This window comes from Ruminococcus sp. (assembly GCF_017650195.1).
Classification (GTDB): Bacteria; Bacillota; Clostridia; order Oscillospirales; family Ruminococcaceae; genus Ruminococcus.
In genome coordinates this window covers 37,266-58,517 of record NZ_JAGCFH010000154.1, presented here as the reverse complement: position 1 = coordinate 58,517, position 21,252 = coordinate 37,266, and the positions used below count along the sequence as shown (strand labels likewise).

21 protein-coding genes are annotated in these 21,252 nt (G+C 46.0%); 3 read left to right on the top strand and 18 right to left on the bottom strand.

The genetic code is table 11. The annotated features are described in order from the left end of the window. Positions 1-105: 105 nt before the first annotated feature. From J6U00_RS07170 to J6U00_RS07100, 15 genes are all read right to left on the bottom strand, one after another. Positions 106-792, bottom strand: coding sequence for a hypothetical protein (locus J6U00_RS07170; RefSeq protein WP_296580548.1), 687 nt, complete (start codon positions 790-792; stop codon positions 106-108). A gap of 197 nt (positions 793-989) precedes the next feature. Further along, positions 990-1,562, bottom strand: coding sequence for an indolepyruvate oxidoreductase subunit beta (locus J6U00_RS07165; protein ID WP_296580547.1), 573 nt, complete (start codon positions 1,560-1,562; stop codon positions 990-992). 51 nt (positions 1,563-1,613) lie between these two features. Then, positions 1,614-2,009 carry a hypothetical protein gene (locus tag J6U00_RS07160; protein ID WP_296580546.1) on the bottom strand — a complete coding sequence of 132 codons (396 nt, stop codon included), beginning with the start codon at positions 2,007-2,009 and terminating at the stop codon, positions 1,614-1,616. A 93-nt stretch (positions 2,010-2,102) separates the two neighbouring features. After that, complete coding sequence (iorA, locus tag J6U00_RS07155) at positions 2,103-3,833, bottom strand: indolepyruvate ferredoxin oxidoreductase subunit alpha (protein WP_296580545.1); 1,731 nt, start codon at positions 3,831-3,833, stop codon at positions 2,103-2,105. A gap of 132 nt (positions 3,834-3,965) precedes the next feature. Next, positions 3,966-4,793 carry an HAD family hydrolase gene (locus J6U00_RS07150; RefSeq protein ID WP_296580544.1) on the bottom strand — a complete coding sequence of 276 codons (828 nt, stop codon included), beginning with the start codon at positions 4,791-4,793 and terminating at the stop codon, positions 3,966-3,968. 305 nt (positions 4,794-5,098) lie between these two features. Next, the gene (locus J6U00_RS07145) at positions 5,099-5,524 is read right to left on the bottom strand and encodes an Hsp20/alpha crystallin family protein (protein ID WP_296580543.1); all 426 of its coding nucleotides are present in this window, start codon (positions 5,522-5,524) and stop codon (positions 5,099-5,101) included. Between the two features lie 211 nt (positions 5,525-5,735). Further along, positions 5,736-6,227 (bottom strand): Cys-tRNA(Pro) deacylase, encoded by a 492-nt coding sequence (gene ybaK, locus J6U00_RS07140; RefSeq protein WP_296580541.1) that lies wholly within the window; start codon positions 6,225-6,227, stop codon positions 5,736-5,738. 224 nt (positions 6,228-6,451) lie between these two features. Next, positions 6,452-6,910 (bottom strand): GNAT family N-acetyltransferase, encoded by a 459-nt coding sequence (locus J6U00_RS07135; RefSeq protein WP_296580538.1) that lies wholly within the window; start codon positions 6,908-6,910, stop codon positions 6,452-6,454. Next, positions 6,907-7,263 (bottom strand): DUF2185 domain-containing protein, encoded by a 357-nt coding sequence (locus J6U00_RS07130; protein ID WP_296580536.1) that lies wholly within the window; start codon positions 7,261-7,263, stop codon positions 6,907-6,909. The genes J6U00_RS07135 and J6U00_RS07130 overlap by 4 nt, the downstream gene beginning before the upstream one ends. 52 nt (positions 7,264-7,315) lie before the next feature. Then, positions 7,316-7,939 carry an epoxyqueuosine reductase QueH gene (locus tag J6U00_RS07125; RefSeq protein ID WP_296580535.1) on the bottom strand — a complete coding sequence of 208 codons (624 nt, stop codon included), beginning with the start codon at positions 7,937-7,939 and terminating at the stop codon, positions 7,316-7,318. Then, the gene (locus tag J6U00_RS07120; protein WP_296580532.1) at positions 7,939-8,805 is read right to left on the bottom strand and encodes a stage 0 sporulation family protein; all 867 of its coding nucleotides are present in this window, start codon (positions 8,803-8,805) and stop codon (positions 7,939-7,941) included. Before J6U00_RS07120 ends, J6U00_RS07125 begins: the two co-directional genes overlap by 1 nt. 20 nt (positions 8,806-8,825) lie before the next feature. Further along, positions 8,826-9,809, bottom strand: a complete 984-nt coding sequence (locus J6U00_RS07115) for a DNA polymerase III subunit delta' (RefSeq protein WP_296580530.1) — start codon at positions 9,807-9,809, stop codon at positions 8,826-8,828. After that, positions 9,806-10,732: a YegS/Rv2252/BmrU family lipid kinase gene (locus J6U00_RS07110; RefSeq protein WP_296580529.1), complete on the bottom strand. Its 927-nt coding sequence runs from the start codon at positions 10,730-10,732 to the stop codon at positions 9,806-9,808. Before J6U00_RS07110 ends, J6U00_RS07115 begins: the two co-directional genes overlap by 4 nt. 69 nt (positions 10,733-10,801) lie before the next feature. After that, positions 10,802-12,178 carry a GDSL-type esterase/lipase family protein gene (locus tag J6U00_RS07105; RefSeq protein ID WP_296580527.1) on the bottom strand — a complete coding sequence of 459 codons (1,377 nt, stop codon included), beginning with the start codon at positions 12,176-12,178 and terminating at the stop codon, positions 10,802-10,804. Positions 12,179-12,322: 144 nt separating this feature from the next. Next, positions 12,323-14,377, bottom strand: coding sequence for a cellulase family glycosylhydrolase (locus J6U00_RS07100; protein WP_296580525.1), 2,055 nt, complete (start codon positions 14,375-14,377; stop codon positions 12,323-12,325). 360 nt (positions 14,378-14,737) lie between these two features. Between J6U00_RS07100 and J6U00_RS07095 the strand changes: the two genes are divergently transcribed. Continuing rightward, positions 14,738-15,649, top strand: coding sequence for a hypothetical protein (locus J6U00_RS07095; RefSeq protein ID WP_296580524.1), 912 nt, complete (start codon positions 14,738-14,740; stop codon positions 15,647-15,649). Between the two features lie 258 nt (positions 15,650-15,907). Further along, positions 15,908-16,834 (top strand): cysteine synthase A, encoded by a 927-nt coding sequence (gene cysK, locus J6U00_RS07090; RefSeq protein WP_296580523.1) that lies wholly within the window; start codon positions 15,908-15,910, stop codon positions 16,832-16,834. Between the two features lie 387 nt (positions 16,835-17,221). Here cysK and J6U00_RS07085 read toward each other — a convergent pair whose 3' ends face one another. Then, positions 17,222-17,656 carry an Rrf2 family transcriptional regulator gene (locus tag J6U00_RS07085; protein WP_296580521.1) on the bottom strand — a complete coding sequence of 145 codons (435 nt, stop codon included), beginning with the start codon at positions 17,654-17,656 and terminating at the stop codon, positions 17,222-17,224. A 204-nt stretch (positions 17,657-17,860) separates the two neighbouring features. Here J6U00_RS07085 and J6U00_RS07080 point away from each other — a divergent pair, with 204 nt between their 5' ends. Further along, entirely contained in the window at positions 17,861-18,478 is a 618-nt protein-coding gene (locus tag J6U00_RS07080) for a hypothetical protein (RefSeq protein WP_296580520.1), read from the top strand. Between the two features lie 37 nt (positions 18,479-18,515). Here J6U00_RS07080 and J6U00_RS07075 read toward each other — a convergent pair whose 3' ends face one another. Both J6U00_RS07075 and J6U00_RS07070 read right to left on the bottom strand, forming a co-directional pair. After that, positions 18,516-19,463, bottom strand: a complete 948-nt coding sequence (locus J6U00_RS07075) for a dockerin type I domain-containing protein (RefSeq protein WP_296580519.1) — start codon at positions 19,461-19,463, stop codon at positions 18,516-18,518. A 175-nt stretch (positions 19,464-19,638) separates the two neighbouring features. Next, positions 19,639-21,219, bottom strand: coding sequence for a polysaccharide biosynthesis C-terminal domain-containing protein (locus tag J6U00_RS07070; protein WP_296580557.1), 1,581 nt, complete (start codon positions 21,217-21,219; stop codon positions 19,639-19,641). Positions 21,220-21,252: the final 33 nt, after the last annotated feature.

The window sequence follows — 21,252 nt, the reverse complement described above, 5'->3', positions numbered from 1 at the left end:
CACATTTCTTTTTTTAAGCTCATTTTAGTTACTGAGCAAATATTAATTCAGGAAAAATGTTGATTAAAGTTCCTGTTTTTATCTAATTGTAACTATAATGATAATTCATTTCTTTTTATGTCTTGTGCGGATGACTACTATCACAGCAACAATAACAGTTAATACGAGTATAAAAAATATAAATAGATGTCTCGGATTCAAGGCACGTACAAAATATAGCGGTGCACCATCATGCTCGTAAATCAGTTTAAAACTATTATTACTGATATCATAGCTGATAGGTATGATAAGATCACCATTTTTACCTGTAATATCAAAAGGCTTTGACACCTGTATCACATTGCCCTTGTCATCAATTACTGCAATCTTGAATCTACGTTTTTCTCTGATAAATTTGGAAACCAAATCAGCATCCTGAAAGAGTTTTCCATCGTATGATTTGAGTAGTGTAAAAGAATTATGTGCAACGACATTATTGCCATCATTAATTCGTTTTATTTCCATTTCAGTATAAACATTTTTGTAATGACATGATATACTGATAAATCCATCATCGTTGTATTCATCTATCTTTCTTATATCAAAGCTGTACGCCTTCATATTATCTTCGTTTAAAGGAACGTAATCTTTGTCGTTCACGTCCATTGCGATAAGCATATCAATATATGCAGCATTATCTGGAATATTGAAAGATTTAACACTAAGATTCTCTAAACGAATCCTCGCATATGCTTTTAACGATTGAAATGGGAGAAAAATAATACAGCAAAGGATAATTAAGAATTTTTTCATTTATTAATTCTCTATATATACAACATTTAATTGAAGAACAATTATAAATAAACCATTTTTTCAGACAGATAGTATTTTTGACCACCTGATGAAATTTCATATATTTCACCATTCCAATAATTATTATCCATCTTTGCTTTATCCTCTATAACTGTTGTAAAAAAAGTGAAAGATACTTTGATTCTCCGTTTTCAGTTTTAAGCGTTCTTTCCGAGCTCAAAAGCCTTTTTATTAAGTTCGAGGAATTTAGCCGGCACGCACTGCTCCAGTGCCTTCTGCCAAAGCTCGTCGGGATAGTCCATACGTGAAGCAAGAACACCCATGAGAACTACGTTTGAAGCCTTTGCCGTACCTGCCTGCTCAGCCAGTGAAAGAGCGTCCACAGCAACTATCTCGGCTCCTGCCGCCCTGAGCTTGTCCACGAGATTCTCGGGGTACTTTGCAGCACCTGTGATGACTGGCATTGGGTCTATCTGCTGCGTAGAAGTTATTAGCTTTCCGCCTTTCTTAAGGTAAGGGAGACACCTTGCTGCTTCGAGGAGCTCGAAGGATATAACAGCGTCCGCCTCACCCTTTTCGATAACGGGAGAGTATACCTTCTCGCCGTACTTTACATAAGTGACAACGGAGCCGCCTCTCTGAGACATTCCGTGGACCTCACTGACCTTTACGTCATAGCCCTGTGCAAGCAGCACATTTCCCAGAAGCCTCGAAGCGAGCAGCGAACCCTGTCCGCCGACTCCGACTATCATTATAGATTTAGTTTCCATTTTATATTACTCCTTAAAGTTGAAATTTACTTTCGTGCCCTGCCGCACTGCTCACGAGACCAGTTCGAGGTCGCCGTCAACAAAGCCGATAGCAGCGCCCTCTGCTCCCTTGATAATGTCACTGTATTTCCCGTTTTTCAGGTACTCCTCAGTCATTTCCTTTATGAGAGCCTGTGCGTGTCCGCGTCCTGTATCATCCTCGTCGGAAGTATCAACAGTGAAGATATTCTCCTCGCAGCTCCATACCTCCTCGCAGGCCCATTCGCCCTCCTTGTCATCAGGGTCGAACTCGCAGGTCGCTACAAGCTGTACTGCGTATATATGCTCCTCCTTAGACTCCTCATAGAGATTAAAGCAGAACGCCTTTGTTTCCTCGGGCATATCGTTGTTTTCGAGAAGATCGTCCAGCCAGTGAGCGAATTCCTCATATATATTCATCTGTAGCATATTTTTTTCCCTTTATAAAATTGATAAAAGAAATCAGTTCCTTAATGGTCAGTGCATAGTGCTTAGATATAATTTCTACTTTCTGCTCACTGATTATTCAATAGCTCCGACCTTGCACTGCTCCTGGCAAATTCCGCAGCCTACGCAGAGTGTATGGTCAACTACTGCCTTGCCGTCACGCATTGAGATAGCGGGACATCCAAGCTTCATGCACATCTTGCAGCCTACACACTTGTCTGTATTCACCTTTACGGGAGGATTGTGCTTTACGTACTTAAGAAGAGCACAGGGACGGCGTGAGATGATAACAGAAGCCTCATCCGCTGCAAGCTCCTCCTTTATAGCAGCCTCTGTCTCGGCAAGCTTGTAAGGATCGGTAACTCTTACACGCTTTATTCCGATAGCCTTGCAGAGCTCTTCAAGGTTTACTGCCGCAGCAGGGTCGCCCTTGAGGTTCTTGCCTGTGGTGGGGTTCTGCTGATGACCTGTCATACCTGTGATAGAGTTATCAAGTATGATAACTGTTGAATTTGAATTATTGTAAGCGATATTCACAAGACCTGTCATGCCGCTGTGCATAAAGGTGGAATCGCCGATAACTGCTACGCTCTTGTGCTCAGACTCTGCTCCTCTTGCCTTGTTGAAACCGTGAAGTCCTGATATGGAAGCACCCATACAAATTGTTGTATCTATAGCGTTAAGAGGTGCGGCTGCTCCGAGAGTGTAGCAACCAATATCTCCGGATACCGTAACACCAAGCTTTTTCAGGCAGTAGAACAGTCCTCTGTGTGGACATCCTGCACACATAACGGGAGGACGTACAGGGATCTCATCTTCAAGCGCCGTGAACTCCTTCTTCACACCGAGAAGTTTCTCAGCAATGACAGACTGTGGAAGTTCTCCGATATAACCGAATATTTCCTTACCCTTTACGTTGTTCACGCCTATATTGCGGCAGTGGGTCTCGATGATGCCGTCAAGTTCCTCGATAACGTATACCTGCTCATACTTCTTTGCGAAGTCCTGTATCAGTTTTACAGGGAGAGGATTTACCATACCCAGCTTAAGTACGGAAGCCTTGTCGCCTAGAGCTTCCTTTACGTACTGGTAAGCGGCTCCGTTGGTGATAACGCCGAACTCAGCCTTGTCGGATATCTCAACACGGTTTAGAGGAGTTGTCTCTGCATACTCTGTGAGCTTCTTTGTGCGTTCCTCAACAAATACATGTCTGCCCTTTGCATAAGCAGGCATCATAACGAACTTGCTGGGGGTCTTTTCGTAGTCCTTAAGCGGAAGCTCCTGCCTGTCCTCCATTTCGACTATGCTCTGCGAGTGAGCAACTCTTGTGGACATTCTTACTATGAACGGTGCGTCGTACTTCTCCGAAAGCTCGAAGGCAAGCTTGACGAACTCCTTACATTCTGTGGAATCAGAGGGCTCCAGCATGGGCACCTTTGAAGCTATAGCATGGTGACGGCTGTCCTGCTCGTTCTGGGAGGAATGCATACCCTGATCATCGGCAACTGCGATGACCATACCTGCGTTTACTCCTGTATATCCTGCTGTATACAGCGGGTCTGCGGCTACGTTGAGACCAACGTGCTTCATTCCGCAGAAGCTCCTTGCACCTGCGATGGAAGCTCCGAGAGCTGTCTCCATAGCGACCTTCTCATTGGGAGCCCACTCTGCATACACCTCGTCGTACTTTGCGACCTCCTCGGTTATCTCTGTGGACGGTGTACCGGGGTAGCTCGATACTACGCGGCAGCCCGCTTCATATAAGCCTCTTGCAAAGGCTTCGTTTCCCAGCATTAATTTCTTCATCTTATGTATTTTCCTTTCATGTTAAAGATTATCATATCTATGTCAGTTGAGAGCGGAGAGTTGACGTAATTGTGTTAGCTGCGCTCATATTATTTAAAAATCCGCCGCAGGTGACACCACAACCTTAAACTCTCAATTCTCAACTTTTATTTCATCAAGCAGCCACCTTGCAACTCCGTCATCGGAGTTAGTGCCGATTACATAGTCTGCAGCAGCCTTTACCTCGTCCCTTGCATTGCCCACTGCTATTTTTATATCCGCTTCCGCAAACAGAGGGAGGTCGTTTAGATTGTCGCCGAATGCTGCTACCTCATCAAAGCCGTACTTCTCACGAAGAAAGCGCAGTCCGTTGGACTTTGAGGCTTTATGTGAAAATAATTCCAGATACCACGAATCGTCATATACATCAAGGTAGAAAGCATGGTCTATGCCTGCTATCTTCTCGGCTTCCAGCTTTACGGGCAGAAGCTCCTCATAGCGTCCTCTTGTGGTAAAGTACACTGTATACCCGTCGGCATAGTCCTCTAGGCGGCACTGAACAAAGGGCTTTTTGTACTCATGCTTTCTGACCTCAGCAAAACTCCTCATCACTCTGCTGGTGAGCTCGGAGTAGTAGCATATCAGGGCACCCTCTTCTATGCGATACATGAAACATTCCACGCCGTGGCGCTTATATATGCGGAGCAGCTCCGCAGAGACCTCCGGATCTATAAATTCGCTCTTTATGTAGCTATTGTTTTTTATGTCGTAAATACTCACGCCGTTCATAAGTATGCACGGAACATTTATATCCAGCGCCGATGTTATCGGCAGTGCCGAATATATTGACCTTGCAGTAGCAAATGTAAAGTACATTCCCCTTGCCGTCAGAGCGTTGATGACCTCAGCTGTACGGGCTGTTATTTCGGGCTTAGGGTCTAGCAGAGTCCCGTCAAGATCGCTGATATAGAGCCTTTTCAATTTTTTACGGTCACCTCCGTGATCTTCGCGTGGATATTCATAATAATATTATATCATATTCAGTCAAAAAAGTGAAGAATTAATTTTTAGCAGAAAAGCGATTTGTACATTCCGACGGATTTTCACGTTGCATAATGTTAATCATGCATAAAGCGGCGAACCGCCGCTCTCTTGCCACGCACAGCGTTTAGTGAGTATAGCTTAACACCAATTACTAAGCACTTATAACATAAAAGAACCACGAAGAGATAATGCCTCTTCGTGGCTCAATATAGGGTATATTATATTTTATGGCAGGCAAGCCATTATTTTATCTCAAGGCGCTTGGCAACAGGCGCTTCCGAAGCCTTCTTTGGCAGCTCAATGGTGAGAATACCGTTCTTGTACTCCGCACTGATAGCGTCGGTATTGATATCGCCGATGTCGAAGCTTCGCTTATACGAACCGAATGTCCTCTCTCGACGAATATAATTGCCCTTGTCGTCCTTTTCGTCATTGTTAGTGCTGTGCTCAGCCGCAATGGTCAGCTGTGAGCCGTTGATGTCGAGCTTGATATCCTCCTTCTCGAAGCCTGGAAGCTCAGACTCCATAACGTACTTGTCTCCGTCATCGCGGATATCAGTACGGCAGTTGTTCAGCGGCATCTTACCGCCAAAAAAGTTTTTGTCAAAGTCATTGAATGCGTTCCACAGATCAAAGCCTGTGCCGCCGAAAGGTGTAAGTCCATACATAATTCATACCTCCAATATATCTTTCATATTTATCCTATGCAGTTTTCCTCATAATATGCACTTTCCATCGGTATCGCTCCCTTTCCTTTCATTGTCTATATATTACAGCCCTTTTTTGAAAGGAATATCAAGGTTCTGTGACAGTATAATGAAAATTAGCACTCTCGATGTGAGAGTGCTAATTGATAAAAATATCTTGTAGAAAAAAGGCTTACTGTTCGGCCTGTGTAAGTATTATATCCTCGAATTTTCCGCGTATCGCTTTTACAAGAGTCTGAGGCGAGAGGTGTATCTGCACGCCTATGCGTCCGCCGCTTATATAGAACTGCGGCATGATCTCGGCACTGTTATGTACCACTGTCATAAACTGCTTCTTCATACCTATAGGCGTACAACCGCCGCGTACATAGCCTGTTATCGCTGTTATGTCCTTTACATGAAGAAGCTCCACGGACTTCTCATTAACGCTCCTTGCAGCTTTTTTTAGATCCAGCTCCATAGCCACTGGAAGCAGGAAGCAGTAATAGTTGCCGCTCTTTCCCTTTGCCACGAGGGTCTTGAAGGTCTCTTCAAGAGGCTGCCCCAGCTTTTCAGCTGTGTGGATACCGTCGATGAACTCCTCACATTCGTATGTCTGTACGGTGTACTCTATCTTGCTTTTATCAAGAAAACGCATTGCGTTAGTCTTTAGTTCTTTTCCCATTTTATCACCTTATTTATTAAGTCTTCAGCTCAATTCCGAACGCCCCAGTTTACATTTCGTTACCCAGCACACAAACAAAGAATATATTATAAGCCATGAAATGATAAAGCTTATCCTAAAGCCTTTCAGAGTATGAACTTCATTATTTTTCTCCGCTTTTCTGACATGTGATTTAGCACAAAGAAAATATACACCTTATATGAGAGGATAATATCTCCACCCTCCTACAGGGCAGAACGCTTTTTTATAACAAAACCGTTCTGTATATAGAGCTTCACTGCCCGCTGATTACATTCAGCCACACGTAGTGTTATCGGTCCAACGGTATATTCCCTGATGTGTTCTATCGCCCACAGCAGCAGTTGCTTTCCGAAACCTCTGCCCTGATACTTCTTATCAACTATCAGGTCATCTATTTCTGTACCGAAGCATCCCACACTGCCTATGATAGTTTCACCGTACATGAGCAGGAAGATGTTTTTCTTTTTATACTTTATCTGCTGAATATTAGTAAGAAAGCTATATGGTTCAATATCCAGTGCCTTGCGCATATCAAAGAAGCACTCATTGTATATACGCTCATACTGACTGTAATACCTGTCATGAAAAGGTATCATTTCAATTCCGGACATTTCATGCAATGCGTCTGTGTATTCCATTTCGTATACGAAAAAGCTTTTCAATGTAATGGCAGCTCCTTGCCCGTGGCAGTATCTATGAACACTTTATTGTCAGCGTCGAATTCCAGATCTGTTCCCACAGGCATTGAAAAAACGCTCAATACCGCCGGTTCTATTTCAACTAATCGGTCAAAGTCAACAACTATACTGTTATTCGAATCATCAATATATTCCTGAGTATCCTTATCTCCGAAAGCTCTCCAGCCATTATCCGCCGGGGTGCAGCTTTCCTCCCTGAACAGCCACCTGAGCTTTGACGATCCACTAAGAACTGATCTTGTAACGATACAGCCACCGAGATGATGCGTTTTTAGTGTATTTTTGTCTTTCCTTTTCATTCCATCAAACAGTCCCATAATGACCTCTTCATTGTAAATCTGTATTAAGATAATGTGAATCGACTAAATGCTAACGGCTAGCAGCTTTTTTGCTATAGACGCAGCCGCAGTAGTTCTGCCTGTACAGGTTATACTGCCTGGACAGCTCTATTGAATGCTTATAGCCGTCGTGCTTCTTGAAATCAGAGAAAAGATAAGGCACTCCGCATTCCTCCTGCACCTGTCCTCCGCACTCATTAATAAAAGTGCAGTCCTTATGAGGACTAATAGTCAGGGTAGTCGTAAAATAATCACAGCCCAGCTCTTTTGCCTTTTCTCCTGCTTTCCTCAGACGGTATGCTATGCATTTCCTGCAGCGCTCTCCCCGCTCGGGAAGGTCTTCCAGTCCCTTTGCCAGTTCATAGAATGGCTCCGGGTAGTACTCCTCCTCGATAATTGATATATCAAGTCCCATTTCCTTAACGAGTCTTTTCAGCTCTGCAAGGCGGAAGTCGTACTCCTCCTCGGGAGCTATGTTTGGATTGCAGAAATATAGCATTATATGGAAGTACTTATCAAGTACCGTAAGGGTATGGCTACTGCACGGAGCGCAACATGCATGAAGCAAAAGCGACGGTCTTTTGCCGCTCAGCTCCAGCTCTTTCAGCCTGCTGTCCAGCATAAGACCGTAATTTACCTTTGTCTTGTTTTCCATTACTCATCCTCAAGGCTTTTCAGCGCCTTAAGTTCCTCGCGGTTGACCTTTATCTCTGCGTCCTTGAGGAGCTTTACCTCACTCCTGTCAAGAGTTACGGGCACTTCGGATTTATCGGTCTTTACACGGAGCTTTCCGGTAATGAGATTAACGTCCTCGACCTTGCCCCTGTCTCCGTCGGGGGTGACAACTATAGCGCCTATCTTCGGAGTTATCTTAAGCAGAGCCTCATAGGCGTTCTGCTCGTTCTTAAGGCAGCACATAAGTCTGCCGCATGTGCCTGATATCTTAGTGGGATTCAGGGAAAGGCCCTGCTCCTTTGCCATTTTTATGGACACGGGCTGAAAGTCACCCATATACCCCTTGCAGCAGAATTCCCTGCCGCATATACCAAGTCCGCCAAGTATCTTGGCTTCGTCGCGGACTCCTATCTGACGAAGCTCAATCCTTGTTCTGAACACAGCTGCAAGATCCTTTACCAGCTCGCGGAAGTCAACGCGGTTCTCGGCTGTAAAATAGAAAAGCAGCTTGTTGTTGTCAAAGGTACACTCAACGTCAACCAGCTTCATGCTGAGCTTGCGGAATGCTATCTTCTCCTCGCATATTCTGAATGCGTCTTTCTCACGCTGCTTGTTCTTCTCGACAGTTTTCATATCGTTCTCGTCGGCAAGCCTGATTATAGGCTTAAGGGGGGCGGTTATCTGATCGTCCTCTATCTGGCGGTTGGCGATGACAACCTCACCGCACTCCACGCCACGCACCGTCTCCACAATAGCGCGGTCGCCCACCTCTGCCCTGATAGTTCCAGGCGAGAAGTAATATATTTTTCCTACGCTCTTGAAGCGTACTCCGACTATTTCTTTCATAGAAGCTCCTATCTGAAAGTCTATCCGACTATCTCCATTATCTCAGCGCCAAGCGCCGTAAGCGCCAGCGGTATGCTCACATTGCTCTCCACTGCTCTCCAAGCCTTTTCTATACAAGAATGGAGACGTGTGGACTGGTATGCGGTCACAGACTTTGCAAGCGCAGCAGCTCCCTCACGGAAGCAGCCTATCGTCTGTCCGCCCGGGTCTTTTGCAAGGACTGCGGCGTCCCGCACAAGCTTATCAAGCATTGAAAGCTGCTCCCTTACGTCCTCCCGCTCGCGCCCGAGCGAGAAAAGTCCCACGCAGAGAGCATACTCATCTTTTCTTATTATACTATCGGCGAGCGATTTTGTCAAATCCACGCTCTTCCGTATTCCCTCGTCGCTGATATATCTCTCGCACATACCGATATTGCCATGAAAGCAACTCACGGCGGTGCGTATCTCCTCTTGACCGAAGCCGTTCTCCGCAAGAGACTCCGCGGCTTCCTCTTCAGTACAGGGGGAGGTGCTGAAACAAACACAGCGCGATACGATAGTTGACAGGAACTCAGCCTTTGAATCGCAGGTGAATATGAAATACGCATACTCCGGCGGTTCCTCGATAAGCTTCAGAAGAGTGTTCTGGGTTCTCGGGTCAACGTGACGGCAGTCGGCGAATATATACACTTTGCAGCCACTGCTGTTGTTCGGTCTGACATAAGCGTCGGCTATGACTTCACGAGCTGTGCTTACGCTGTAATTGCCGAGCTTTCCAGTCTTTTCCGGATATATCACATCTGGGTGAATATCCTTTTCCACATTGCAGCAGGCATTGCATACTCCGCAAGGCTTTCCCTCGGAAGGAGATTCGCACATAAGCGCCTGTGTGTAGTACTTAGCGGCAAGCTTTCTACCGCTGCCTTTTTCGCCGCTTATTATTACTGAATGGGCAGCCTTTCCGCGTGCAGCCATACCTGACAGTACATCAAGGAGCTGCTTGTTTCCGTATATCTTCTTCATTTTCGGTTCATTTCAAGTGGGAGCCTTTCCTTTCCGCTGACTATAAAGCGAACTGCCTTTTTGTGGCAGCACAAATGGTTCACCTTTTCCATTCCGCCATACTCTCCGTCCTTCGTCCATGTGAAGGGCTCATCGGATAGGCAGGTTATGGTGACAGCATCAGTACGGAAGAAAACTATGTTTTTATCTGTCATGTCGTTTTTGGCGAGAGCAAGAAGAGTCATGCCAATCTCGGCAGGATTCCTCGGCTTTCTGATGAGAGTTACCTCAAATACTCCATCGTCAAGGAGAAAGTTATTCATACTTATCATGCCTGCCACAGAAGCAGTATTCGTTATCATGCCGTATACGAATTCACCCTCAATAACTATGTCCTCATATTCTATGCGCAGGGGCTTAGCCTTTATTATACTTGTGAGCTGTGTAGCACCGTCGGCAATGTACGCTGCGTGTCCGAACATATTCTTTATTCTCTGAGGAGTCTCGTAGGGGATATTAGTAAAGGCTCCGAAGGCTGAAACATACGAAAAATATGTGTCGTTGAAGCCTCCAACGTCGCAGAGCGCGGTCTCGCCCTTGGAGATAATTGCAGCAGCCCTCAGCTGGTCTGAAGGTATGCCGATACCCTTTGCGAAGTCGTTGGTAGTGCCTGCTGGTATATAGCCTATAGTTATCCTGTTCTCACATCCCATAACTCCGTGAAGGCAATGACTGAGAGTGCCGTCGCCTCCTGCCGCAACAAGTACATCGTAGCCGTTTTCACAGGCATAAGCTGCCTGCTCCGAAGCGTCATCGCCGTTCTGGGTTGTGTGTACAGTTACCTTAAATCCGTCCTTTACGAAGCTGTCTATTATATTTCCGAGCTTTTTATTCATGACGGCTTTTCCTGAAAGAAGATTCACCACGAAATACATATTTTTCATTGTCCGTTCTCCTTATATGAAGCAGCGGACAGTGGTCTCCTGTCCGCTGAACATTTTATAATGTCGTTATCATAATGTCTTGATGAACTCCTCTATAGACTTGGTCTCGCCTGAATTTGAGGAGAGATATGCATAGTATGCAAGTATCTTTGAAGCGTCAACTGCATCTACGATACCGTTCACATCAACGTCTGCAAGCTTTGCCTGCTCATCTGTAAAATTGCCATTATCACTTGTGGCACGCTTTGTATATTCTGCAAGCACGCTTGAAGCGTCAACTGCGTCAACGAAGCCATCGGAGTTTATGTCGCCAAGCTTTGCGGATTGTTCTGCGGATTGCTTTGCGTCTCCTGCTACCTTCTTGTAGGTTGCAAGAGCAATCTCTGGATAGCTGTCCTTGTCGCTGAAGCTCTCGAAGATGCTGCTGAGAAGTCCTGTGTCGTCGTGGAGATCTCCTATCTTTTCAAGGATAGCAGCTGCAATTGCAACGTTTCCCTTCTGATTCGGGTGAATGTCAATATCCGAAAGCTGATCCGCCTTTATATCTACAAAATAGCTTGCATGACCGGGATTGGATGCGCTGAGGGTATCCTCAGTCGAGGTGAACTGTTCCCATACATCTACCACGTCGATATCACTTACGTTTGAAAGCTGGTCGGAGTAGGACTTCATGATATTCTCCAGTTCCATTCTAACAACGTTGAGCATAAGCGAATAATTCGAGCCCTTTCCGTACTTGGCGTTTATATATTCAGGCTCGATCTGCACTGGCTGGAATATGGTCTGAACATATACCTTTGCGTTGGGGTTCGACTCCTTTATGGTATCTGCTGCATTCTGTATATTGTCGATAACGTGAGTGCCGATGTATCCACCGCTGTACGTCTTTGTTTTCTTGTCATATTTTCCGCATATATCCTCTGACAGTGTGCTCAGCTTGTCACCAAAGGTGATAGCAGCCGAATAAGAACCCTGAAGCTCTGACTTGAGCTTGTCGACATCTAACATTGTCGTAAGGTCTGTTATCTTGGGAGATGCCGGAACGTCTTTGGCGGAATAACCATCCTTGAAGTAGTTGTTCTGCTCTGCGTAGTTAAGCATATACTTTGCAATATAACCAAGTATATCGTTGCCACCTACGGAGATAACAACATATTCCGCGTCGGCAAGATTTTTGCTCTGTTCCGCGGTGAAGCTTCCGAGCTTGCTGAGCAGATCGTCGGTGGTGTCACCGGGCTTTGCGTAATTGTATACGTTGCATCCAAGATAGTCGCCGCATATTTCACCGTAGTTATGCTCTATGTAGCCCTTTCTTGTGTATCCTGCTGCAATGCTGTCGCCGAGCAGTACCATACCGCTGCCGCTTTCCTCCGCTGCTGCTGCAAACGGTACAAGAGCGGTGGCCCCGATAGCTGCTGAAATGAGTGCTGAGATCAATTTTTTCATGTTTTTTTACCTCCTTGGATAAATTCTTATACGCTGATTATATAATATTTTTTCTCCGATGTCAAGCGGAAAGATTTGTTTTCAGCCGGATGCATCTGTTTACCGAACAAAAATGCGGAGCTTTGCTCCGCATTTAAAGACCTGTTATTTTGTGCCTTCCATTATGGCGCTGAGGACATTGCCCTCCCATGTAAGGGCTCCTCTGTTGAATATTCCGAAGCTCGATTCACCGCTCATCTTGCCATTATCCCATACAAAGCACTTTATGCCCTTGGACTTGGCTGCGCTTATGTAGTATGTATAATAGCTGCTCCTTATTGCGGCGTCGGCAGCGTTTACGCAGCCAAACTCGTCTATTATGACCGGTATACCCTTGTCAATGAACTTCTGCTTAAGCTCCGAGAACTTGGCATCCAGCTCGCCCTTGCCGCTCTCAGTAAATACAGTCTCATTTCCCTCGGCAAAGTTCCACGGTGCGTAATAATGAACACTGAACACTATGTTCTTTCCGCTTGGCACAGACATATCATTGAGTGCCACGCTGTCAGCAGAGGCTGCATAGGATGTCACTATAAGGGTCCTGTCAGCGTTCTTTCCGCCGCTTGCACGAACTGTTTTCACGAAGTCCCTTGCGTATTTATTGACGGTCTTGCGCTCTTCCTTGGTACCGCCCATCCATTCCATAGAAGAGCCCACCGTTCTCGGCTCGTTCATTCCTTCAAAAATGAGGCGGTCGTCATAGTCACCAAAGCGCTCAGATATCTGCTCCCATATACTCCTGAGGCGGGCGCTGTCCTCCTCGTATGAGGAAGCCTGCGGATCGAACCATATATAGTCGTCGTGATGCATATTCAGTATCACGAACATATTCTCATTATAGGCGTAATCCACTACTTCCTGTACGCGGTCGAGCCATTCTTTCTGTATCCTGTCGCCGTCTGTATGCTCAGCCCAGGTCACAGGCACTCTTACTGCGTTGAAGCCAGCCTTCTTTACAGACTGTATCATCTCACTGGTGGTCTTCATATTTCCCCAGCCAGTCTCGGTCTTAAGCCCGCTCTTGCCAGTATTGTAGCTGTCAAGGGTATTTCCAAGGTTCCAGCCCACCTTTATAGCCGATACTATCTCAGCTGCACTGCGGAATCCGTTCACGCTCGGCAAAAATGTCTCCGTAGCCACTTCCAGCCCGATATTGTTTTCAGGAGCAGGATAATCTCCGGTATTTACGCTGTACTTTACGTTTACACTCTTTAAAGTAACAGACGGCTGCTCGCTCCACCAGTAATTGAACAGCAGCTCGTTGTTTTCCGCTATACAGCCCTTTGCCTTGTCGGGAACGAACCATACCAGTTCAAGTGAGGAATCGTTGGTAAACACAGCGGTATCGCCTGAGACATACTCGCCTGCCGACGAGCTTATCCCATAGGCTCCCGTGAATTTTCCGAGTCTTCCCTCAGCTTCAATACTGAACGTCACCACCTCTGGCACCATGTCCTGCGGCATGATATCAAGAGGTACGCGTACCGTTCTGTCGCCTTCAGAATGAGCAACGCTCACCCCAGATCCGAAAACGCCTGTGCCGTCTACCGGCACCTCTCTTGTCCTTTCAAGGGTACATATCACATTTTCTATGCGGAGGCTTTCACAGTTTCCCCACCAATAGCCAAACATCACTTCTCCGCTCTCGTGAATGTAATCCTTCAGCTCATCGGGCACGTTCCATGTTATCTCTCCGTAAGAGCCCTGTGTAGGGGCTGTGAACTCCTCTGACTGATACCAGCACTTATGAGTAGCCGCTGCGCAGCCCTCATCAACCGATATGCCGCAGCCTCCCTTGAATTCGCCTATGCTGCTTGCTCCGTCCCCTGCATATACTACAAACGTAAAGGATATTATCCTGTCGCCTTCGTCTATCAGGTCTGCAAGTGGGAATTTCGCCGTATTGCTTCCCTGTGCTCTTCCGATGACCCTCCCGTCAGTCACCTGAGAACCGATAATCGCCGAAACGGTCTCAACTGGGCTTATATGCTCGGTCGCCATCTCAATAGTTTCCTCCTCGGTAATGGCAGTCGTTACCTCCTGCTTGACTGTCTCTTTTTCTTTTTCCGACAGAGCAGGCGATCCGCCTTTCTTAGCGCATGACACGCCGGGCAGCAGCATTGCTGCGGCTGTGAAGAGCGCCATTGCCTTTTTTCCCATTGTCATATGTCCTTTCCAAAATGCCCCCGACATCTCAACAGGAGCATACTAAAAACACCAATTATAATTATATCACGCTCCGGCGTTCTTTGCAATACAGCATTTCGACTAATATACGTGCAAAACCTTCAATTTTATATAATAATGTGCCAATAACCCAACTTTTAAGTAAATATAAATAAAAATGACAAAACGGTGAAACAAAAGTGGTGAAACTGTGTCTCTTTGTCAAATAATTGATTACAATTCCGCCTTCGTCTTGACAAACAATCGCAGCGTGTGTATAATTATTATAAGATGAGCGGTGCGCACAGTACCGCCTTATACAAACGAATCCCCTTAATGAAAGGATAGAAAACTATGTTTGATTCAAGAAAAAAAGTCATCGCACTGGCAGCTGTTGTCTGCGTTGCTCTTACTTCGTTTACATCATGTCTCTCCTCAAAGGAGCAGAGCTCTAACGGCGGCAGCTCCGACAATTCCAATACCACTGCTGCTGATTCAGCGCAGCAGACCACAACTCCCGACGTTGAGATTGACCAGATTAAGAACGAGGACGGAAACGTTGTTGTCACACCTTTCCAATCTGGTTCTCTCGAAGAATTCGCTGCAACTGGAATGCCCGCAGGCAACGACGACCTCTCCGCTGAAGACCCTACCTCTGCACAGCCTGCTACTGAAGTAGTTGAGGTAACAGAGGCAAACGGCGAGAAGGTCACGGATGCTCAGGGGCAGGCTGTTACAGAGATCGTTACCAAGCCCACTGACGCTTCATCAGAATATGTCAGCAAAATGGAAAAGAGATATTGCCTCTGGGTAGATATTTCTCCGGATCCTGACACGACTACTGAAAAGAACGGCGTTCAGATTACTCAGGACGGCTACGCATTCAACGGTCAGATCATAAAGGTTACATTCAAGCTCAAGGACAATATTCCCGAAAAGGATTACGCAGTAAGATTCACTCCTGACTTCTCTACCCTCAGAGCACAGTCAATTAAACCTCAGGTTATACAGGGTAATATCAGAGTAGGAGGAGACATCGCTCCTCAGGACGTTTCGAACGAAACAAATTGCGTTGCATACGGTGACAATGTTTCCGCAAAGGCAGGAGACACAGTTGATTACTACATCAACCTCAAGAACAATACAGGTCTTGCAGCTATGCTCGTTTGGGTATACTACGATTCAAACGCTATGGACGTTGTTAGCATATCAGCTGCTGGCGATTACGCTAAGATCGCTAAGGGCACACAGACCGGCACAAACTGATAAACAATCTGAATGATACAAGTCCGGAAGCGGTCCCACAAAGATCGCTCCCGGATTTTTTTGTTGTATGTGTTTTTTTAAAAAAAGGGTTGACAAATGTAAATTTAGTTGTTATAATATAATCATACCAAACATATAGGTGATATAAATATTGCTTGGAGGTATTTTATGCATACCAGTTATATAAAGCGATGTTGTCGCTTTTAAGCGCATCTCAGACATGACAAAACAATAAATACCTATAAAGGAGATATTATTATGAAAGTTTATAAGAAGATCACAGACCTCATCGGCGGTACTCCCCTTCTCGAACTCACAAATACTGAAAAGGCACATGAGTTAAACGCTACGATCCTTGCCAAGCTTGAATACTTCAACCCGGCAGGAAGCGTTAAGGACAGAGTTGCAAAGGCTATGATAGATGACGCGGAGGCTAAGGGTATACTCAAAGAGGGCAGCGTTATCATCGAGCCCACCAGCGGAAATACCGGTATAGGTCTTGCTTCTGTTGCAGCTTCAAGAGGCTACCGTCTTATCATCACAATGCCTGAGACCATGAGCATTGAGCGTCGCAACCTCATGAAGGCATACGGTGCGGAACTTGTCCTCACAGACGGCACAAAGGGCATGAAGGGCGCTATAGCCAAGGCTGAGGAGCTGGCTCAGGAGATCAAGGGCAGCTTTATACCTTCACAATACACAAACCCTGCACACCCTGCTATACACGAAAAGACAACAGGCGTTGAGATATGGGAGGATACCGACGGAAAGGTTGATATCTTCGTTTCGGGCGTAGGTACCGGCGGTACCGTCAGTGGCACAGGCGCTTACCTTAAATCCAAGAATCCTGATGTTAAGATAGTTGCAGTTGAGCCCAAAAGCTCGCCTGTACTCTCCGAGGGCAAAGCAGGCCCACATAAGATACAGGGTATCGGCGCAGGCTTTGTTCCGGAGACGCTCAATACCAAGATATATGACGAGATCATAACTGTATCAAACGAGGATGCTTTTGAAGCAGGAAAGAACATCGTCAGAAACGAGGGCGTACTCGTTGGAATCTCATCCGGTGCAGCTATATGGGCTGCTATACAGCTTGCAAAACGTCCGGAAAACAAGGGCAAAACCATCGTTGCTCTGCTTCCTGATACTGGCGAGCGTTACCTCTCCACACCAATGTTTGAATGATTCTTTTTTCACATACACTTTCACAGCTGGCAACAGCAAAAAGCCATAGGGAAAGCGTCAAATTTTTTGACTTGAACTGCCTTCTCTATGGCTTTTTATTTACTTAGATTGAACAGTTATGATGTCTCACGAATTGAGCTCAAAAGACATAACCTTTTTTATCATCGACATCAAGTATCTCAGATAGCTTCTCTCTCCTCATGGCTCATTGTGAACGAAAATAAACGCCCAAAATTGGCATATCTCAAGCTCAGCAGAACATTCCTTCAAGTCTTTAAGCATAATAACAAGCTTTGAAACCGAATAATCAATACTCTGCAAAAACAGTTCATAGTCATGCAAGTGAGAAGCTGCTGCCATACTCTCGGTTATTTGTTTGCCATTTCGTTATATACAGTAATCTCCGGTCAACCCCTGTCCGTGCTCGATAATATCCCGGAGAGTTACACTGTCAAGATAGTCGTTCACTGCCTTGTACAGCCCCTCCCATATGTATAGTGTCGAGCATTCTCCGACCCTCGGACACTCATTGGGTTCAAATTCAAGACAGGCGACGGGAGCAAGACTTCCCTCTGTAGCTCTTAGGACATCACCTACAGTTACCTCTTCAGCTTTTCCGGAAAGCATATATCCGCCTTTGTTTCCGCGGTTTGTCCTGAGAAGTCCCGTCTTGTTCAGCAAGGGTACTATCTGTTCTAGATACTTCTTGGATATACCCTGCCTGTCGGCTATATCTTTTAGGGACACATATCCCTCTTCACTATGCAGAGCAAGGTCATAGAGCATTCGCAGTGCGTATCTTCCTTTGGTAGAGATCTTCATAAAGTGCTGCACTTCCTTTCGGTCCGTTATGCACTCTATTATACCATAGGTTTACTATGTTTTCAAGTGGGCTTGTGAATTTTTTTCGTTTTTCCGCAATAAACGACCATCACTTGACATTTAATGCACAGTTGTGATATACTATATGTGCTTTAAATAACATAATACCGCATAGCGGTCCATGATACAACGGAGGATAAAACAATGAAAATAAAAAAAGCTGCTGCACTAGTTCTTGCAGCTTGTATAACAGCTGCAGTTTCCGCAGGCTGTATGGATAAAGGCAAAAGCAATAACAACGATATCCCGATAGAGGATATAATCCCCACAAAGAATACGACTCCCGTGAATCCTATCGGCTCACACGAGATAAAGGGAGTTATCGGAAGCGAGATAACCGAGAACGATACCTCTTTCACACTAAAGTCTATAATAGTCCCCGAAACCAGCGATAACGAGCAGTTCATATACTTCGATATCGACCTCAAGAACAACACGGATACAGCCTATACCCTCAGCACTCTGAACAACTTCTATATACAGCTTGCTGACGGTACGGATATATACTCCGACGTGCGCAGTCAGCTCTATGCAGAAAGCCTCTTCAAAAGCGACAAATACTTCCTTGATCCCTTTGATATCCCGTCAAACGGACAGTTCAGCGGCATCGTGGGAGGCTTCATACTCAAAAAGGACATGAAGGATTTCACTGTATGCTTCTTCCCAACCGGAAGTAACCCCAACGACAAAGGCACAGTAATAAAGTTTGCCGTGACTGCTGACGATATCAGTTCTCCCGATCCATCGGTTCTTAAAAAATAAGGATATAAGAAAGCCCGCAGTCAGCGGGCTTTCTTTTCTATCTGTCTATGGCTTGCCGTAGGAACATTTGAGTTTCTAAAAAGACTTCAAATTCGTCTGTTCCGCCAGACGATACATAAGCATAGTACGCAAGCACTATAGATGCGTCTACAGCATCCATCATGCCGTCGTCGTTAACGTCGCACGTCATGATATCCTCTATATCAGGCTCATATACGCCTGTGGAAATCTTAGCATAATTAGCCATCATATACGAAGCGTCTACCGCATCAATTATACCGTCACCGTTAGGGTCGCCCTTCTTCACCTTTATGACAGGCTCAGGAACAGTTGTCGGCTCTTCCTCGGTTATTTTTATATAGCCCTGCTCAATACCATGTGTGAATACCCATGCATCCATAAGTCTGCCTTCCTTATCCTGTAAAAGGTCGGTGAACAGATCGCCCGAACTTTTTCCCTTCTGATAGTATATCTCTATTGGATATACGTCGCCTACCTGTATGTCATCCGGAAGCCTTAGCAGGAATGTCCACATAACGCCATCCCTGCCCTTGTTGGAAGAAGCACCTGTCATTACGAACACACCATGTGGTACGTTGTTCTCATCCAGCCAGTCGGGTGAAGAATCTATCATTCCTATCCTCTTAAGAGCCGGACCACTTGTGGCATAATCGCCATCGTCTTTCAGTATCTCAAGCCTGTCGTCGAACTTCACGTGTAGTCCTGTGGAAGCATACTTACCCTCTGCTCCAGTAACTGTCAGTTCTATACTCTGTTCGGGTTCTTCCTTCGCCTTATTCAGCGGAAGCTCAATCTGACTTAACGACAGTATTGGCTTGATTTTTGAATTTTCCGGATCCAGCCCGCTTTCCAGCTTGTACGGGTCTCCTGCTGCACGTCCTGCATATACTCTTGTTATAGAGGGTGCAAGTATCATTAATAATGCCGCCCCAGCTGATATAAATCTGATTATTGTTCCTTTCATTTTAATACCTCCCCTGTCCCCGAACAGGTTCTTCCCTTGTTATCATTATAGCATATTTCACACATTTTTGCAACGCGGTTCACTACTTTTCAGAGATAACAACAATGAGAATCAGCTTTTTTGACTGTTTTCAACAGAAATAATCTCTCTATGTGGCTACGTCAACAAAATTCCACTAATCGCCGCAGGAGCAACTTTTCAGACTTGCTGAAAGGAACCTCAGAAACAGCAAATATACCGTGCCCCCGACTGCCGCAGAGCCACATATAATTGCAAATAATGGCAATTCAAAGCGTTCAGCTGCACAGGCTGTAAGGTAAGCCGAACCACCGCACATTGCCCCTGCGTACAGCACCTTTCCGAAATGGGAAAAGCCAAGCCTGACTCCCGAGGCTCTGATGTATATCCACAGAGCTTTCGTAAGGATAAAAACATAGCTCACAGAGGTGGAGAGCGCTGCTCCGTCAACCCCCATGAATGGTATCAAAAGGAGATTGAAGATAAGCTTCACTGCCGTCCCGACAAGCATTATTTTCAGCGGCGCAGCAGGCTTTCCCACCGCCTGAAGCATACTGAAAAGTGGATAGGACACACAGAGACAGACCATGCCAGCCATGAGATACCTGAGCGGCGCCACACACAGAGCTGCTTCATCAGGCTGCCGAGGATAGAGAAAACCCAGTATCTGCGGAGAGAGTACAAATATCCCGGCTGCCGAGGGTACAGCTATGACTGTCGATGTCAGGAGAGCCTGCACGGTGCCGCGTTCGAGGGCTTTCCTGTCACCGCTCTCACGGGCTGAAGCTATGCAGGTAAGGGCTCCCTTGCCAAGCATATTCGTAACCGACGGCACAAGACTAAAAACCGTAAGGGCTATGCCTGCAAAGGATCCGTATATGAAATGGGGCAACTGGCTTGCGGATATGCCTGTAGGAGCTTCAATTCTGCTTCCGAAGCGTGATATGCACCATATCACTGTCCACATATCCACAATAGCCGTGAGATTAGTCACAAGAGCGCTCACCCCCATCGGGAGGGCTGTGAAAAAAAGCTCCCCCGCAATGGCTCTACTGCTCATGGTATGATGCTCTCCTCCGTTAGGAACACGGAAAAATAACCTTATTATTCCAAAGAAAAGCACTGCTCCGGCTGTTGATAGTGTAACGCCAAGTATACCTGCCGCAGCAGCTGCTCCGCGTATATCCGTAACGCCAGAAAATAGCCTCAAGACTGTGCGCGGATGAGCTGTGACAAAACTACACAGCAGGAGTCCTGCTACTGTCCTTATTATCCCCTCTGCCACCTGTGAAACGGCTGTGGGATACATATTGCTCATGCCCTCGTAATAGCCGCGCTCCACTGCCGTTATGCACCCGAACAATACCGACGGGGCTATGAGCGTCACCGCCGCCGCAGCCTCCGTACCGCCTGTAAAATAAAGGCTAAATGGCTTGGCAAGAAACAGTATCAGCATACTTCCCGCAAGTCCCACTGCTGTAAATAGTATAAGAGCTTCACGGCGCAGCTTCGCGACATTGGAATACATACCGAGTGCAACGCTTTGTGCGGTCAAACGCGCCACTGCGGAACTTATACCTGTTACGGTAAGAGCGTATATCGGCATGAAGAGGCTGTATGCACAGCTGAAATAGCCCATGCCTATGCCGCCAAGCATATTCGTCAGCGGTATCCTGAACACAACTCCCAGCAGCTTTGCCGCTGTTGCCGATATCATCAGTATAATTGAACCCTTGATGAAATTCTGACTTTTCAGTCCGAAACACCTCCT